We start from the raw sequence: 15,477 nt of genomic DNA on the forward strand, positions 1-15,477 counted from the left end.
CGCGCAGGGATTTCCGCCCTCCACAAAAAGAAGCTGCCATGCCACTTGGGTCATGCAGCTTCTTTGCCTTAGCCGGCCTTATCAGCGTCTTGCGAACCAGCCACTCTTAATTTTGGTTTTTATCTGGCAATGTCTGATTCAAGGGGTGACAGGCCTCTCGCCTGGCAGGTGATGAGTTAACGCTCGTCAAGCTGAGTGATGATATTCTTGGATATCTGATCGACCTCACCCTGGCCGTCCACTGCGATCAGAAGGCCACGAGTCTTATAGGTGTTCAGCAGCGGGGCGGTCTCTTTGGCATAGATATCCAGCCGCTTGGCGATGGCCTCGGGGGTATCGTCCGCCCGGCCCTCCTCCTTGGCACGCTTGGCGATGCGCTGCATGAGCACCTCATGGTCGGCATCCAGGGCCACCACAGCTGTCAGCGGTGTACCGAGCTCTTTGAGCATCTCGTCCAGCGCCTCGACCTGGGATGCCGAACGGGGGTAGCCGTCCAGAATCCAGCCCTGGGCGGCATCATCCATGCCCAAGCGGTCCTTGACAATCTTATTGGTCAGCTCGTCTGGAACCAGTTCGCCCTTGTCGGTGTAGGCCTTGGCCTGCTTACCCAGCTCGGTTCCGTTCTTCAGGTTGTATCGGAAAATGTCACCAGTGGATATGGCCGGAATCCCATAATGTTTACTGAGCAAGGCCGCCTGCGTGCCCTTGCCTACACCTTGAGGTCCCATGATCAACAGTCGCTGTGCCATTCCCTATCCTTTGTTTGTTGTTCTTGGTCTACAGTCCTAGGCGGACCAAACCGCGCAGAACCCTCTTTACCGTATGCTAGCGTCTGCCCGGTCCAAGAGGTTCAGCGCACTCAAACTCATACGAACTGCCTTCCTGGCGCGGGCCTGAAACAAAATGGTCCGGCTCCATGTCAACAAGTGACAGGGTCGGACCATAAGCTGTTTGGATTGATACCACTTGCAGGTGTCTGGCCGAAGGGTCAGCCCTCCTTGTGGTCGCCCTCCAGCAGGAAACCGGTGTACTGGAACTGCTCGGTCTGCGCCCTGGCCTGACGCAGGGTGTCCAGGCCGACGCCGGCGATAATCAGTATGGTGGTCCCGCCGAAGGGTAGCTTGGAGTTGATCTTCAGCAGCATGATCAGCACCGTGGGAATCAGGGCCACGAAGAGCAGATAGATGGCTCCAACCGTGTTAAGCCGGTTCATCACGTATGACAGGTACCGGCTGGTGGCCCGTCCGGCCCTGATACCCGGGATGAAGCCGCCGTACTCCTTCATATTGTCAGCCGTCTCATCGGGGTTGAAGGTGATGGAGGTGTAGAAGAAGCAGAAGAAGACGATCATGACCGAATAGAGCACGATGTACCAGACCGAGGTCGTGTTGGCCATGTTGGCGTTGATCCACTTGACCCAGTTCTGATCGGACTTGCCGAACTGGGCGATAAGGGTGGGAATAGCCAGAATAGAGGAGGCGAAAATAGGGGGAATCACGCCTGACATATTGATCTTGAGCGGCAGATAGGTGGAGGATCCGCCGTACATCTTGCGGCCGATCATTCTTCTGGTGTACTGGACGGGGATGCGGCGCTGCGCCAGCTCCACGTAGTCAACCAGAATCAGGATGACCACCAGAACAGTCACCACAATGCCGAATTTGACCCAGTCACCGTTCTTGCCGTTGGTCCCCCAGCCGATGTTCCAGAGCTGGGGCAGGAAGCCGGAGCAGATGGAGATGAAGATCAGGACGGACATGCCGTTACCGATGCCCTTGTCGGTGATCAACTCGGCCATCCACATGATCAGACCGGTGCCGCCGGTCATGATCAGGACCATGACCACCAGATTCCAAACGGAGCTGTCGGGAATGACCTGCTGCTGGCATGCCCCGTTGAAGAGCGCACCGTTGCGGGCTGTAACCAGAATGGTCGTGGACTGCAGCACGGCCAGACCGATGGTCAGATACCTGGTATATTCGGTCAGCTTGGCCTCGCCCGACTGACCCTCCTTGTGCAGAGCCTCGAAGCGAGGAATGACCACGCGCAGCAACTGCACCACGATGGATGCGGTGATGTAGGGCATGATGCCCAGTGCGAAGATGGACAGCTGCAGCAGAGCTCCGCCCGAGAACAGGTTGACCAGACCGATGAAGTCCTCATTGCCGGCCGTGGTGATGCACTTCTGCACGGAAGGATAATCCACGCCTGGGGTAGGTATGAACGACCCAATGCGATAGATGATGATGATGCCAAGAACGAAGAAGATTTTCTTCCTCAGCTCCTTGGTCTTGAAGGCCTGGATTAACGTCCTCACCTAAGTTCCCTCCCTACGCGACCGCGCGTTGGTCTCGGTGCATCGCACCTTCTTGCTCCGACCAGCTTAACCGATGGTTCCGTCAAATCATGATGGCAACCGGGTCGGAAACGAATTCCGGCCCCCGCCCGCTTGGAGCGGGGAGGGCCGGAATCATCTGCCTTGCGGTCTGTCCCCTGCGAGCATCAGTTCTCGGAGACGGACCCGCCTGCGGCTTCTATCTTGCTTCTGGCCGAGGCCGAGGCCTTGACGCCCTTGAGGGTGAAAGCGGCCTTGACGTCGCCGTCACCCAGGACCTTGACAGGGCGGCCCTTGCGAACCGCTCCCTTGTTGACCAGATCCTCGACGGTGACCTCGCCGCCCTTGGGGAAGAGTCCTTCCAGAGCACCCAGGTTGACCACCTGATACTCCTTCTTGAAGGGGCTCCTGAATCCACGCAGCTTGGGCAGCCGCATGTACAGGGGCAGCTGGCCGCCTTCAAAGCCCGGACGGACCTGGTAGCGTGCCTTGGTGCCCTTGGTGCCACGACCGGAGGTCTTGCCCTTGGACCCCTCACCGCGACCCACACGGATGCGGTCGCGCTTGGCGCCCGGAGCAGGACGCAGATCGTGCATCTGCAGGATGGTGGGCTCTTGCTTGTCGCTGGCCATAATCAGTCTGCCTCCTCTACGTTCACCAGGTGGCGGACCTTGTCGGCCATCCCCCGGTAGACGGGGGTGTCCTCACGCAGGACGGTCTGGCCGATCTTGTGAAGGCCCAGAGACCTGACGTTCTCCTTCTGGCGGTCGGTGGCATGAGCCACGCCCTTGACCAGGGTGATCTTGATCTGCTTGGTCATCACTCACCTGCCTTCGACTGCTCGTCAGCCTTGGCCTTGGCCTCTTCGCGTTCCTTGCGCTCGTCGGCAATGCCGGCGGCCCGTGCACGCAGGAGGGAGTCGGGGGCGACCTCCTCCAGGGGCAGACCGCGGCGTGCCGCGATCTCCTCGGGCTCCTCCAGCTGCTTCAGGGCAGCTACAGTGGCCCGCACCATGTTGACGGCCGTGGCCGATCCCATGGACTTGCTCAGGATGTCGGTGATGCCGGCGCACTCCAGGACGGCGCGAACCGGACCGCCGGCGATAACGCCGGTTCCTGGGGCTGCAGGCCGCAGGAGGACAGTACCGGCCGCATCGTGGCCGATCACCGGGTGGGTGACGGTGCCGCGGATGCGGGGAACGGTGAACATATGCTTCTTGGCATCCAGCTGACCCTTGGAGATGGCTGCGGGAACCTCGCGGGACTTGCCGTAGCCAACGCCCACGGTGCCCTTGCCGTCGCCCACGACCACCAGGGCCGCAAAGCTGAAGGTACGGCCTCCCTTGTGGACCTTGGAGACGCGGTTGATGGTCACGACCCTGTCGAGCATGTCGTCACGCTCGTCGCGGTCGCGACGGCCACGACGGCCATCCCTACGGCCGTCACGGGAACCGCCCCGACGACCGCCTCGGCGATCATCGTTCCGGTCGTTCCGATCCCTTCTGCCACCCTGGCTGGACTGAGCGTTTGTGGAATCTTCAGTCACCTGGGTTGTTTCCTTTGTCGTTTCGTTGTCGCTCACAGTGCCAAACCTCCCTCACGGGCGCCTTCCGCAACCGCTGCGACCCTTCCGTGGTACTTGTTGCCACCACGGTCGAAGACCACGGTGGTGATGCCAGCCTTCTTGGCCTTGGCCGCGATCTGCTCGCCGACCTTGCGGGCGGCCTCGGTCTTGGTGCCCTTGAAGGAGCCGTAGTCCGAAGCCATGGTCGACTCGCTGACCAGGGTGACGCCCCTGGTGTCGTCGACAATCTGGGCGATCATATTGCGGTTGGTCCGAGTAACCACCAGACGGGGACGCTCTGCCGTGCCGGAGACGTGCTTGCGCAGACGGGCATGGCGGCGCAGACGGGCGATCTTCTTGCCTTTGCCTAGTATCGAGACCGTCATATCACTTACCAGCCTTTCCAGCCTTGCGCAGGATGTGCTCATCGGCGTACTTGATGCCCTTGCCCTTGTAAGGCTCGGGAGCACGCAGGGCGCGGATGTTGGCCGCGGCCTGGCCGACAGCCTGCTTGTCGATGCCGGAGACGACCACTTCGTTGGCGTTCGGCGTCTCGAAGGTGATGCCCTCCGGGGGGTCGACAGTGATGGTGTGCGAGTAGCCCAGCGAGAACTCCAGGGACTTGCCCTTGGCGACCACGCGATAGCCGGTGCCGACGATCTGCAGGTGCTTGCTGTAGCCCTTGGAGACGCCTTCAACCATGGAAGCCACGATGGAGCGGCTCAGTCCGTGCTTGGCCTTGGTGGTGCGGTCCTCGTCGGCGGGGGTCATGATGATTTCGTTGCCCTCAACCTTGCCGGTGATGCCCTCAGGCAGCGTGTATGCGTCGGAACCCTTGGGGCCCTTGGCGGTGAATTCCTGGCCCTTGAAGGCCACCTCCACACCTGCCGGAACGGCGATGGGGAGCTTACCAATATGCGATGCCATGTTCAGCTCTCCTTTCTCACCATACGTAGGCGACGATTTCGCCGCCGATGCCCCTGTCGAGGCATTCCTTCTGGGTCATCAGTCCCGAGCTGGTCGAGATGATGGCGATTCCCAGCCCGCCCAGGGGCATGGGCAGGGAATCCGACTTGGCGTACCGGCGCAGACCGGGCTTGGAGACGCGCTTGATGCCCTGAATGGACTGGCGTCCATCGGGACCGTACTTGAGCGTGATCTCCAGATCCTGCCCGACACGCGCCTCCTTGGCGCGGTAATCGGCGATGAAGCCTTCGCGCTTGAGAATCTGCGCGATGTTCGCCTTGAACTTGGAGTACGGCATGTCGACTGTTTCATGCTTGGCCGCACTCGCATTACGCAGACGTGTCAGCATGTCTGCGATGGGATCTGTCATTGTCATGTGGGCTTATGCCCTTCCTCGCCGTGGTTTCCGCCGCCGGGCAGCAATCTGCCTCGACCGCGGACCTTCAGCGTCGATCTTTACCAACTGGACTTCGTCACACCCGGCAGCTCGCCGCGATGGGCCTTCTCGCGAAGGCAGATGCGGCACAGGCCGAACTTGCGATAGACGGAATGAGGACGACCGCAGACCTGGCAGCGCGTGTAGCCACGCACCTTGAACTTCGGCTTGCGTGCCGCCTTGTTTCTCAGAGCGGTTTTTGCCATATCAGTTCTCCTTGAAGGGGAAGCCCAGCTGCTTGAGCAGCGCCCGGGCCTCCTGATCGTTCTTGGTGGAGGTCACCACGGTGATATCCATACCACGCTGGTGATCGATCTGATCAGGATCGATCTCGTGGAACATGGACTGCTCCGTGAGACCGAAGTTGTAGTTGCCCTGGCCGTCGAACTGACGGTCGCTGATGCCGCGGAAGTCGCGGATACGGGGCAGAGCCAGGGTCAGCAGTCGATCCAGGAACTCCCACATGCGCACGCCGCGCAGGGTGGCGAAGGCGCCGATGGCCTGTCCCTCACGCAGGTGGAACTGCGCCACGGACTTCTTGGCCTTGGTGATCTTGGGCTTCTGGCCTGTGATGGCTGTCAGGTCCTTGACCGCGCCCTCAATCAGCTTGGAGTCGCGTGCCGCGGCCCCCACGCCCATGGAGACCACAACCTTCTCGATCCTGGGCACCTGCATGGGGTTGGAGAACTTAAACTCCTTCTCCAGCTCGGGCACGATGCTCTCGCGGTACTGCTGCAGCAAACGAGGGACTGCCGGTGCTTCAACGGTGGTATCGCTCATGACAGCTCCTTGCCTGACTTCTTGGCGAAGCGGGTGCGCACGACCTTGACCTTGCCGTCACGCGCCTCCTCCTTGATGTTCACGCCGATGCGAGTCGGCTTCTTGGTCTCCGGGTCGATGACCATCACATTGGAGCGATGGATGGGAGCCTCGGTCGGGACGATGCCCGACTCCTGACCCTGCTGGGTGGCTCGCACATGCTTCTTGACGATCTGAATACCCTCGACGATCAGACGGTCATTGGGCAGAATCCGCAGAACCTTGCCCTCCTTGCCGCGATCCTTGCCGCGGATGACCTTGACCTGGTCGCCTGTCTTGATCTTGGCTACCACTTCAGATCACCTCCGGTGCCAGGGACACGATCTTCATGAAGCGCTTGTCGCGCAGCTCACGACCAACCGGTCCGAAGATACGAGTACCGCGGGGTTCACGGCCGGTGCCGAGGATGACCGCCGCGTTCTCGTCGAACTTGATGTAGGAGCCGTCATGACGACGATGCTCCTTGACCGTACGGACGACGACCGCCTTGACGACCTCGCCCTTCTTGACCGACCCGCCGGGAATGGCATCCTTGACGGTGGCGACAATCACATCGCCAATGCCGGCATAGCGTCGCTTCGACCCGCCGAGCACGCGGATGGCCAGGATCTCCTTGGCACCCGTGTTGTCGGCGACCTGAAGCCGCGATTCCTGCTGAATCATTGATTCTCCTTAGCCGCGCTGGTTCTCCGCAGACACCCCGCACCAGGGCGGGATGAAATGCGGAGCCTGGCCGAACTTGTTACTTGGCGCGCTCGACGATGGAGTCGAGACGCCAGCGCTTGGTCTTGCTCAGAGGACGGGTCTCCATGATACTCACGAAGTCGCCCACATGGGCCTCGTTCTTCTCATCATGGGCCTTGACCTTGCGGTTGCTGCGGACGACCTTGCCGTACAGGGGGTGGGTCGAACGCTGCTCCAGCTCTACGGTGATGGTCTTGTCCATCTTGTCGGACACGACGTAGCCGCTGCGAACCTTGCGGAAGTTGCGCTCCTGCTTGTCAGCCATGCTTACTTCTCCTCAGCTTTGCTCTCGGCCTTTGCTTCGGCGGGCTCCTGGCTGATGCCCAGCTCGCGCTCACGCAGGACGGTGTACATCCTGGCGATGTCGTGCTTGACGGCCTTGAGGCGAGAGGTGTTCTCCAGCTGACCGGTGGCCGACTGGAAGCGCAGGTTGAACAGCTCTTCCTTGGACTTCTTCAGGAAATCCTCGATCTCCGCATTGGTCTTTTCATTCAGATTCTTGATGGAATACTCGGCTGTTCCGACTGACATCAGATGTCACCGCCTTCACGTGCAATAATCCGGCACTTCATGGGAAGCTTGTCAGTAGCGCGGCGAAGGGCCTCGCGGGCCACATCCTCGCTCACGCCGCCGATCTCGAAGAGCACCCGGCCGGGACGGACGTTGGCCACCCAGAACTCGGGCGCACCCTTGCCGGAACCCATTCGGGATCCCAGAGCGTGCTTGGTCAGGGGGCGATCCGGGAAGACCGTGATCCAGACTCGGCCACCACGCTTGATGTACCGAGTCATGGCGATACGGGCCGCCTCGATCTGCCGATTGGTCAGGTAAGCCGGAGCCAGGGCCTGGATGCCGTAATCGCCGAAAGCGATCTCGTTGCCGCCCTTGGACATGCCCGAACGACCCGGACGATGCTGCTTGCGGTATTTAGTCCTCTTTGGGATAAGCACGGCTCACTCCTTTGCTTCGGTTGCGACGGGTGCCGAGGCGGTCTGCTCCTGAGTCGCCGCCGGCGGCGTGGCCACACCGCTGTTCTGCTTGGCTGCATCCTGCTCGCGGCGGGTACGCCCCTCGGAGGGACGGACGCCACGACGAGGACGACGATCGCCGCGCCGACCGGGGCGGTTGTTCTGCTGAGCCTGCTGCTCCTCGAACTGACGCTCGGTCATATCGCCCTTGTAGATCCAGACCTTGACGCCGATGCGACCGTAGGTGGTCCTGGCCTCGAAGAAGCCATAGTCGATCAGGGCGCGCAGAGTCTGCAGGGGCACACGACCCTCGCGGTAGAACTCCGAACGGCTCATTTCGGCTCCACCCAGACGGCCGGACAGCTTGATCCTGATGCCCTTGGCGCCGGCCCGCATGGCATCCTGCTGAGCCTTGCGCATGGCCCGGCGGAAGGTGACGCGGTTGGTCAGCTGCTCAGCGATGCCCTGAGCCACCAGTTGGGCATCGATGGAGGCGTTCTTGACCTCGAAGATGTTCAGCTGGACCTGCTTGCCGGTGATCTTCTCCAGCTTGGCGCGCACACGCTCGGCTTCGGCTCCGCGACGGCCGATGACGATGCCCGGCCGGGCGGTGTGGATGTCGACGCGCACACGGTCACGGGTCCGCTCGATGACGATCTTGGAGACGCCTGCGCGCTCCAGGTCCTTGTTCATCTCCTTGCGGATCTTGTCGTCCTCAAGCACGAAGTCGCTGTAACGCTCCCCCGCCTTGTTGGAGTCGGAGTACCACTTGCTGCGGTGCTCCTCGGTGATGCCGAGTCGGTACCCAAACGGGTTGATCTTCTGCCCCATTATCGGGCTCCTTCCTTGTCGGCCACCACGACGGTGATGTGGCTGGTCCGCTTGTTGATGCGGGCCGCACGACCCTGGGCGCGGGCGCGGAACCGCTTCAGGGTGGTTCCCTCGTCCACGTAGGTCTCACGAACCATCAGCTCGTTCTCGCGGAAGGGCTGGTTGGCCTTGTCCGCCTTGACACGCGCGTTGGCGATGGCGCTCTCCAGGCACTTGCGGACCGGAACGGCCGCGTCCTGGGGGGCGAATTTCAGAATGGTCACGGCCTCGGTCGCCTGCTTGCCTCGGATGAGGTCGACGACGCGGCGAGCCTTGCGAGGCGTCACGCGAACGTGACGTGCAATTGCCTTAGCTTCCATGTGTCTCTACTCTCCCTCGCCTCAGCGGCGTGCTTTCTTGTCGTCCTTCACGTGACCCCTGAAGGTCCGGGTGGGGGCGAACTCGCCGAGCTTGTGGCCGACCATGGCCTCGGTGACGAAGACCGGGACATGCTTGCGGCCATCGTGCACAGCGAAAGTGTGCCCGATGAAGTCCGGGGTGATCATGGAACGACGGGACCAGGTCTTGATGACGTTCTTGGTGCCCTTCTCGTTCTGCTCGTCGACTTTCTTCTGCAAGTGGGCGTCGACGAATGGGCCCTTCTTGATGCTACGAGTCATCTTTCCGACACTCCCTTACTTGCGGTTCTTACCATTTGGACGACGACGCACGATCATCTTGTTGGAGGCCTTCTTGGGCCTGCGGGTGCGAACCTCGCCCTTGCCCCAGGGAGACACTGGCGGCTTGCCGCCACGGGTGCGTCCGCCATGCGGGTGGTCGACCGGGTTCATGGATTCACCACGGGTGATAGGCCTGCGTCCCATCCAACGGGCACGTCCTGCCTTGCCGAGCTGGACGTTGGCGTGGTCGTTGTTGCCGACTTCGCCCACCGTTGCACGGCAGCGGGAGTCGACGTTGCGAATCTCGCCCGAGGGCATACGCAACTGGGCGTAAGCTCCGTCCTTGGCCACCAGCTGGACGGCAGCGCCAGCCGAGCGGGCGATCTTGGCGCCGCCCAGGGGCCGCAGCTCGATGGCGTGGACGATGGTGCCGGTGGGGATGTTGCGCAGAGGCAGGTTGTTGCCGGGCTTGATGTCGGCCTGGGGACCGGTCTCGATGACATCGCCCTGCTTGATGCCCTGCGGCGCGATGATGTAGCGCTTCTCGCCATCTGCAAAGTGCAGAAGGGCAATGCGGGCCGAGCGGTTGGGATCATATTCGATCTCAGCCACCTTGGCGGGCACGCCATCCTTGTCCCAACGACGGAAGTCGATGAGACGGTACTGGCGCTTGTGCCCGCCGCCACGGTGGCGGCTGGTGACGCGACCATAGGAGTTACGTCCGCCGGTCTTGCTCAGCTTGCGAACCAGCGACTTCTCGGGCTTGGAGCGCGTGATTTCGGCGAAGTCCGAAACCGAGGCGTTGCGACGGCCCGCGGTCGTCGGCTTGTATGTACGGATAGCCATAATCTAGTTCTTCCTTAACTTTTCTCGGCTAGCCTTCAGTTGTTGGTACCGAAGACATCGATCGACTGGCCCTCGGCCACCTTGACGATGGCGCGCTTCTCGGCGGCGCGACGACCCCAGCCCGTACGGGTCCGGGTCCGCTTGCCCTGCCGATTGAGGGTGTTGACCGATGTGACCTTCACGTTGAAGATCTGCTCGATGGCCTGCTTGATGGCGACCTTGTTGGCATCAGGGTCCACCACGAATGTGTACTGGCCGCGGTCCGAGTTGGCGTAGCTCTTCTCGGAGACGACCGGGCGCAGAATGATGTCGTGTGCTGGCTTGTGAATAGCTGCCATGAAAATCAGGCCTCCTTGACGGTCTCGGACTTGGCGCCGCCCTTGACAGCCAGGAAGGCATCGAAGCCATCCTTGCTGAAGACGACATCCTCGGCCGTGACCACATCGTAGGTGTTGAGCTGATCGGCGAAGAGGACATGGACGGTGGGCAGGTTCCTGACGGAGAGCCACTCGTTGATGTTCTCGCGGGACAGCACGACGGTGGTGAATCGGTTGTCGACCAGGGGCAGCAGTGCTGCCTTGGCGGCCTTGGTGGACGGGGTCTCGCCAATGCCGAAGTCGACCACGTGCACGCGTCCGGCGTTGACCCGGTCGGACAGGACGTAGCGCAGGGCTGCGGCCTTCATCTTCTTGGGGGTGCGCTGGGAGTAGTCACGCGGCTGCGGGCCGTGGACAATGGCGCCACCGGTCCACTGGGGAGCACGGATGGAGCCCTGACGAGCACGACCGGTGCCCTTCTGCTTCCAAGGCTTGCGGCCGCCGCCGGAGACGGTGGACCGGGTCTTGACCGAGTGTGTGCCCTGGCGGGCCGCAGCCAGCTGGGCCACGACCACCTGGTGGATCAGCGGCACATGCGAGCGGACATCCTCCTCGGCGATGCCGAAGATCTGCTCGGGTGCATCCACGGTCCCGGTGTTCTTGCCCTGGGCGTCGGTGATGTTCAGAGTCAACTTAGCCATGGTTTCAGGCTCCCTTCACTGCCGAACGAACCAGGACGATGGCGCCGCGGGGCCCGGGCAGGGCACCCTTGATGGCGATGACGCCCTTCTCGGCATCTGCGGAGACGATGGTCAGGTTCTGGACGGTCGAGGTGTCATGACCCATACGGCCGGCCATCCGCTTGCCCTTGAGGATGCGGCTGGGCGTGGCGCAGGCGCCCACCGAACCGGGACGGCGCTCGTTCTTGTGCGAGCCGTGGGTGCGGCGGTAGGACTTGAAGCCCCAACGCTTGATGGTGCCGGCAAAGCCCTTGCCCTTGGTGGTGCCGGTCACATCGACCTCGCTGCCCTCGGGCAGCAGATCCAGGCCCAGCTCCTGGCCGGGCTGATAGCTGTCGGCATCGGCGGTGCGGACCTCGACCAAGTGGCGACGCGGGGTCACTCCGGCCTTGGCGAAGTGTCCAGCCAGTGGCTTGGTCACCTTGGTGGGGTCGATCTGTCCGTAGCCGATCTGGATGGCCTGGTAGCCGTCCTTTTCCTGATTCTTGACCGCGGTCACCACGTTGGTGGACACATCCACCAGGGTCACCGGGACGAAGAAGCCGTTCTCGTCCCAGACCTGGGACATGCCCAGCTTGCGGCCCAGGAGAGCCTTGTGGTTCCTCTGCTCTTCAGCCATGCGGTTTCCTCCTCCCCTACAGCTTGATCTCAATGTTGACGTCCGCCGGCAGATCGATGTGCATCAGCGAATCCACAGCCTTGGGCGTGGGATCCACGATGTCGATCAAGCGCTTGTGGGTGCGCATCTCGAAGTGCTCGCGGGAGTCCTTGTACTTATGAGGAGAACGGATGACGACATACACGTTCTTCTCAGTCGGCAGCGGAACGGGGCCAACCACAGTTGCGCCCGCGTTCGTCACCGTCTCGACGATCTTCTTCGCCGATTGGTCGATGACCTCGTGGTCATAGGACTTTAGCCTGATGCGGATTTTCTGTCCCGCCATTGCCGTCCGCCCTTTCTAGCGATCTATGAACTGATTACCCAGTCTGTTTCGAGGGCACGGAACGACAGCCACAGGAGACATTCCTCCCGACAGGCCTCAGCCGGATCCATGCGCAGCCGTGGAGAATCCCGTGGGGATGGGACTCCTCGCTGCACCCGCTATTGTGATTGACAAAATGCGAGCCCAAAACAGGCAACTTTCTTATTAAAGCACGAGGGTTCCCCTAGAAGAATCCGGGCGTGTCGCGCCGCTTCCAGGGGAACCCTCGCCTCAATTCCGGCCCTGTCAGGCCCGCTGGGAGGCCTCCTGGACCACATCCTCGCACTGGCGGGCCACCCTCATCCGGTGGCCCTCCTCCTGGCTGACCCCATAGTAGGCGGCCACGGCGATGTCCTTCATGTCCTCAATCAGCGGAATGCGGGGGTTGGCTGGCGTGCACTGGTCCTCATAGGCCCGCATGCCAATCTGATCCAAGGACTGCCAGTAGAGGTCTTCATCCACTCCGGCAGCCTGGAAGGAGGCATCCATGCCCAGGCGCTCGTCCCTGTAGGATTCCACAGCACGTGCCAGGAGCTCCACCCCCTCCTCGGGAGTAGCGGATTCGATACCCAGCACATGGGCCATCTGCCTGTAGCGCTCCGGGGCCACATACTCGCTGTACTTGGGCCAGCTGGTCGGCTCCTCCGGGATGCGTCCGTTGTAGCGGATCACATAGGGCAGGAGGATGGAGTTGGCGCGCCCATGGGCCACATGGCAGAGGGCTCCGATGGTATGCGCCATGCCGTGGCACATGCCCAGGAAGGCCGAGCCGAAGGCCATGCCCGCCATGGTCGCCGCATTGTGCATCTTCTCCTGGGCGCGTACCTTGACCTCGCCGCCCGCGGTGCCCACGGCAGGCTCCAGGTTGTCCCAGATCAGCTTGGCCGCATGCAGGGCCATGGCGTCGGTGTAGTCGTTGGCGTAGACCGAGACGAAGGCCTCCATGCAGTGGGTCAGGGCATCGAAGCCCGAGTCGCAGGCAAGCCTCTTGGGCTGGGTACGGGCCAGAACCGGATCCACGATGGCCACGCTGGGGGTCAGGGCGTAGTCGGTGATGGGGTACTTGTATCCGGTCTTATGGTCGGTGATGACCGCGAACGGGGTGACCTCCGAACCTGTGCCCGAGGAGGTGGGAATGCAGACCAGCTTGGCCTTGGTGCCCAGGGGCGGAATCTTGAAGGCCCGCTTGCGGATGTCGAAGAACTTCTCGCGGACATCGGCAAAGGAGATCTCCGGATGCTCATAGAGCAGCCACATGATCTTGGCCGCGTCCATGGGACTGCCGCCGCCCACGGCGATGATGGTATCGGGGCCGAACTCATCACGCATCATAGTCGCGCCGCGCTCCACCGTCTCGACGCTGGGCTCCGGCTCTACGTAGTCAATGATGCGGAAGGTGACCGGCTCAGGCCGGGCCCGCAGCTGATCGATGATCTTGTCGACGATTCCCAGCTGCTCCATGACCCTGTCGCAGACGATGACGGCCCGGCGAATGCCGAACATGTCACGCAGATAGCGGACGGAGTTGGGCTCGAAGTAGGTCTTGGCCGGCACCTTGAACCACTGCATGTTGTTGTTCCTCCGCGCAATCCGCTTGATGTTGATCAGATTGACCGCCTGGACGTTCCCCGAGACCGAGTTGCCGCCGTAGGACCCGCAGCCCAGGGTCAGGGAGGGGGCGATGGCGTTGTAGATGTCGCCGATGCCGCCCAGGGAGCTGGGCTGGTTCCAGACAATCCGACAGGCGTGCATGCGCTGGCCGTACTCGCGCACCAGCCTCTCGTCATCGGTATGGATGGCCGCCGTGTGCCCGGCGCCGTAGCGCAGCATCTGCTCGCAGAGGGTGAAACCTTCCTCCTTATTGCTGGCCTTGAGCACGGCCTGCACCGGAGCCAGCTTCTCCAGGGTCAGGGGTTCCATGGGGCCGACCTGGTCGCATTGGGCTGCCAGGATGGTCGCATCCTCGGGGATCTCGAAGCCGGCCTGGCGGGCGATGAACTGGGGGGACTTGCCCGGTACCTCGGAGTTGAGCCTGGGAGCGGGAGCATCAGCACCGGCATGGGCCCGCACGCCGAACATGTACTCCTCCAGCTTGGCCTTCTCCTCAGGGTTGACGAAGTAGGCCTTGCGCCGCTTCATCTCCTCGACCACCCGGTCATGCACATCCTGATGGGCGATGATGGCCTGCTCTGTGGCGCAGATCATGCCGTAGTCGAAATGCTTGGACAGGATAAGGTCGTTGACGGCCCGTGGGACGTTGACCCTGCGATCCACATAGGCCGGGGCATTGCCTGCACCTACGCCCAAGGCCGGTTTTCCCGAGGAGTAGGCGGCCTTGACCATACCGGTACCGCCGGTGGCCAGGATGGTGGCCACGCCGGGGTGCTGCATGAGCGCACCGGTGGCCTCGACCGAGGGGTGTTCGATCCACTGGATGCAATCCTGCGGTGCGCCTGCCTCGATGGCGGCGTCGCGGACGATCCTTGCCGCCTCCACCGAGCAACGTTGGGCGTAGGGGTGGAATCCGAAGACAATGGGACAGCGGGTCTTCAGGGCCAGCAGCGATTTGAAGATGGCTGTCGAAGTGGGGTTGGTCACCGGGGTCACGCCAGCCACGACTCCAACCGGCTCGGCCACCTCGATGATACCGTCCACATCGTTCTCACTGATGATGCCCACAGTGCGCTGCCTGGCCAGGTAGTTGGTCACATGCTCGCAGGCGAAGATGTTCTTGGTGGCCTTGTCTTCCACCAGGCCTCGACCGGTCTCCTCGACGGCCATCTGTGCCAGGGGCAGGTGCTGGTTCAGGGCCGCGATCGAGGCCTTGGCCACGATCCGATCCACCTGTTCCTGGTCGAGCTCCTCAAAGGCGTGCAAAGCCGACTGCGCTCGGACGACCAGGGCATCCACCTCCCTGCGGGCCAGCTCAGTGCTGTCGGCCCGGGCGCCTTCCCTGCCGGCTTCTGGCTCCTTCACTTGATGGTCATGCTTCTGCTTCTGCGTTCCAGCCAAGATATTGGCCCTCCTCATGTTCCGCGAATACCGATGAGGGCCAGCAGAAAGTCTGAGGCGGTCTCAGACCGCGCCGGTCCACGAAAGGCATCCGTCATAACGTGACGAAAGTCACAATATAGACCAGAGGGGGCACCTTTGAGCCCCAGGATGAGCGAACGTTCGCTTGAAGCGTGTCGTGTGGGAATTCGTGGTTTTTCTGGTCATTTTCCGCACCCGAACGTGCACTTTGCCGTTCGCTTCAGAATGGGCCGTCCA

General features: G+C 62.1%; 24 protein-coding genes. All 24 read right to left on the minus strand.

Annotation, left to right across the window (positions count from 1 at the left end; translation table 11 throughout):
- Nucleotides 1–176: 176 nt before the first annotated feature.
- A complete protein-coding gene (locus LPC22_RS02220) occupies nucleotides 177–749 on the minus strand; it encodes an adenylate kinase (RefSeq protein WP_229131862.1) in 573 nt (190 codons plus the stop codon).
- A gap of 239 nt (nucleotides 750–988) precedes the next feature.
- Entirely contained in the window at nucleotides 989–2,317 is a 1,329-nt protein-coding gene (gene secY / locus LPC22_RS02225; RefSeq protein ID WP_024626782.1) for a preprotein translocase subunit SecY, read from the minus strand.
- A 185-nt stretch (nucleotides 2,318–2,502) separates the two neighbouring features.
- Nucleotides 2,503–2,967 (minus strand): 50S ribosomal protein L15, encoded by a 465-nt coding sequence (rplO, locus tag LPC22_RS02230; protein ID WP_029676013.1) that lies wholly within the window; start codon nucleotides 2,965–2,967, stop codon nucleotides 2,503–2,505.
- 2 nt (nucleotides 2,968–2,969) lie between these two features.
- On the minus strand, nucleotides 2,970–3,155 hold the full coding sequence (rpmD, locus tag LPC22_RS02235) for a 50S ribosomal protein L30 (RefSeq protein WP_045924814.1): 186 nt from the start codon (nucleotides 3,153–3,155) through the stop codon (nucleotides 2,970–2,972).
- Nucleotides 3,155–3,916: a 30S ribosomal protein S5 gene (rpsE, locus tag LPC22_RS02240; RefSeq protein WP_024626785.1), complete on the minus strand. Its 762-nt coding sequence runs from the start codon at nucleotides 3,914–3,916 to the stop codon at nucleotides 3,155–3,157. Before rpsE ends, rpmD begins: the two co-directional genes overlap by 1 nt.
- Nucleotides 3,913–4,284 (minus strand): 50S ribosomal protein L18, encoded by a 372-nt coding sequence (rplR, locus tag LPC22_RS02245; protein WP_015022343.1) that lies wholly within the window; start codon nucleotides 4,282–4,284, stop codon nucleotides 3,913–3,915. Before rplR ends, rpsE begins: the two co-directional genes overlap by 4 nt.
- 1 nt (nucleotide 4,285) lies before the next feature.
- Complete coding sequence (gene rplF / locus LPC22_RS02250) at nucleotides 4,286–4,825, minus strand: 50S ribosomal protein L6 (protein ID WP_024626786.1); 540 nt, start codon at nucleotides 4,823–4,825, stop codon at nucleotides 4,286–4,288.
- Nucleotides 4,826–4,841: 16 nt separating this feature from the next.
- Nucleotides 4,842–5,240: a 30S ribosomal protein S8 gene (gene rpsH, locus LPC22_RS02255; protein WP_024626787.1), complete on the minus strand. Its 399-nt coding sequence runs from the start codon at nucleotides 5,238–5,240 to the stop codon at nucleotides 4,842–4,844.
- Nucleotides 5,241–5,320: 80 nt separating this feature from the next.
- Nucleotides 5,321–5,506 carry a type Z 30S ribosomal protein S14 gene (locus tag LPC22_RS02260; RefSeq protein WP_015022346.1) on the minus strand — a complete coding sequence of 62 codons (186 nt, stop codon included), beginning with the start codon at nucleotides 5,504–5,506 and terminating at the stop codon, nucleotides 5,321–5,323.
- Nucleotide 5,507: 1 nt separating this feature from the next.
- The gene (gene rplE / locus LPC22_RS02265; protein WP_024626788.1) at nucleotides 5,508–6,080 is read right to left on the minus strand and encodes a 50S ribosomal protein L5; all 573 of its coding nucleotides are present in this window, start codon (nucleotides 6,078–6,080) and stop codon (nucleotides 5,508–5,510) included.
- Entirely contained in the window at nucleotides 6,077–6,412 is a 336-nt protein-coding gene (gene rplX, locus LPC22_RS02270; RefSeq protein ID WP_015022348.1) for a 50S ribosomal protein L24, read from the minus strand. The genes rplE and rplX overlap by 4 nt, the downstream gene beginning before the upstream one ends.
- 1 nt (nucleotide 6,413) lies before the next feature.
- Nucleotides 6,414–6,782: a 50S ribosomal protein L14 gene (gene rplN / locus LPC22_RS02275; protein ID WP_015022349.1), complete on the minus strand. Its 369-nt coding sequence runs from the start codon at nucleotides 6,780–6,782 to the stop codon at nucleotides 6,414–6,416.
- Between the two features lie 79 nt (nucleotides 6,783–6,861).
- Nucleotides 6,862–7,128 carry a 30S ribosomal protein S17 gene (gene rpsQ / locus LPC22_RS02280; RefSeq protein ID WP_015022350.1) on the minus strand — a complete coding sequence of 89 codons (267 nt, stop codon included), beginning with the start codon at nucleotides 7,126–7,128 and terminating at the stop codon, nucleotides 6,862–6,864.
- A 2-nt stretch (nucleotides 7,129–7,130) separates the two neighbouring features.
- Nucleotides 7,131–7,394 carry a 50S ribosomal protein L29 gene (gene rpmC / locus LPC22_RS02285; protein ID WP_015022351.1) on the minus strand — a complete coding sequence of 88 codons (264 nt, stop codon included), beginning with the start codon at nucleotides 7,392–7,394 and terminating at the stop codon, nucleotides 7,131–7,133.
- Nucleotides 7,394–7,813 carry a 50S ribosomal protein L16 gene (rplP, locus tag LPC22_RS02290; RefSeq protein WP_015022352.1) on the minus strand — a complete coding sequence of 140 codons (420 nt, stop codon included), beginning with the start codon at nucleotides 7,811–7,813 and terminating at the stop codon, nucleotides 7,394–7,396. Before rplP ends, rpmC begins: the two co-directional genes overlap by 1 nt.
- Before the next feature lie 3 nt (nucleotides 7,814–7,816).
- Nucleotides 7,817–8,662 carry a 30S ribosomal protein S3 gene (rpsC, locus tag LPC22_RS02295; protein WP_024626789.1) on the minus strand — a complete coding sequence of 282 codons (846 nt, stop codon included), beginning with the start codon at nucleotides 8,660–8,662 and terminating at the stop codon, nucleotides 7,817–7,819.
- Entirely contained in the window at nucleotides 8,662–9,021 is a 360-nt protein-coding gene (rplV, locus tag LPC22_RS02300; RefSeq protein WP_024626790.1) for a 50S ribosomal protein L22, read from the minus strand. Before rplV ends, rpsC begins: the two co-directional genes overlap by 1 nt.
- Before the next feature lie 21 nt (nucleotides 9,022–9,042).
- Nucleotides 9,043–9,321 (minus strand): 30S ribosomal protein S19, encoded by a 279-nt coding sequence (gene rpsS, locus LPC22_RS02305; protein WP_015022355.1) that lies wholly within the window; start codon nucleotides 9,319–9,321, stop codon nucleotides 9,043–9,045.
- A gap of 15 nt (nucleotides 9,322–9,336) precedes the next feature.
- A complete protein-coding gene (rplB, locus tag LPC22_RS02310; RefSeq protein ID WP_015022356.1) occupies nucleotides 9,337–10,167 on the minus strand; it encodes a 50S ribosomal protein L2 in 831 nt (276 codons plus the stop codon).
- Between the two features lie 35 nt (nucleotides 10,168–10,202).
- On the minus strand, nucleotides 10,203–10,505 hold the full coding sequence (gene rplW / locus LPC22_RS02315) for a 50S ribosomal protein L23 (protein WP_015022357.1): 303 nt from the start codon (nucleotides 10,503–10,505) through the stop codon (nucleotides 10,203–10,205).
- A gap of 5 nt (nucleotides 10,506–10,510) precedes the next feature.
- Nucleotides 10,511–11,185 carry a 50S ribosomal protein L4 gene (gene rplD, locus LPC22_RS02320; protein ID WP_015022358.1) on the minus strand — a complete coding sequence of 225 codons (675 nt, stop codon included), beginning with the start codon at nucleotides 11,183–11,185 and terminating at the stop codon, nucleotides 10,511–10,513.
- Between the two features lie 4 nt (nucleotides 11,186–11,189).
- Nucleotides 11,190–11,843, minus strand: a complete 654-nt coding sequence (gene rplC / locus LPC22_RS02325; protein WP_229131863.1) for a 50S ribosomal protein L3 — start codon at nucleotides 11,841–11,843, stop codon at nucleotides 11,190–11,192.
- 16 nt (nucleotides 11,844–11,859) lie between these two features.
- Nucleotides 11,860–12,168 carry a 30S ribosomal protein S10 gene (gene rpsJ / locus LPC22_RS02330; protein ID WP_006295278.1) on the minus strand — a complete coding sequence of 103 codons (309 nt, stop codon included), beginning with the start codon at nucleotides 12,166–12,168 and terminating at the stop codon, nucleotides 11,860–11,862.
- Nucleotides 12,169–12,453: 285 nt separating this feature from the next.
- Nucleotides 12,454–15,183: a bifunctional acetaldehyde-CoA/alcohol dehydrogenase gene (gene adhE, locus LPC22_RS02335; protein ID WP_373312878.1), complete on the minus strand. Its 2,730-nt coding sequence runs from the start codon at nucleotides 15,181–15,183 to the stop codon at nucleotides 12,454–12,456.
- Between the last annotated feature and the right edge of the window lie 294 nt (nucleotides 15,184–15,477).

The sequence above is a fragment of the Bifidobacterium mizhiense genome (assembly GCF_020884755.1).
Classification (GTDB): Bacteria; Actinomycetota; Actinomycetes; order Actinomycetales; family Bifidobacteriaceae; genus Bombiscardovia; species Bombiscardovia mizhiensis.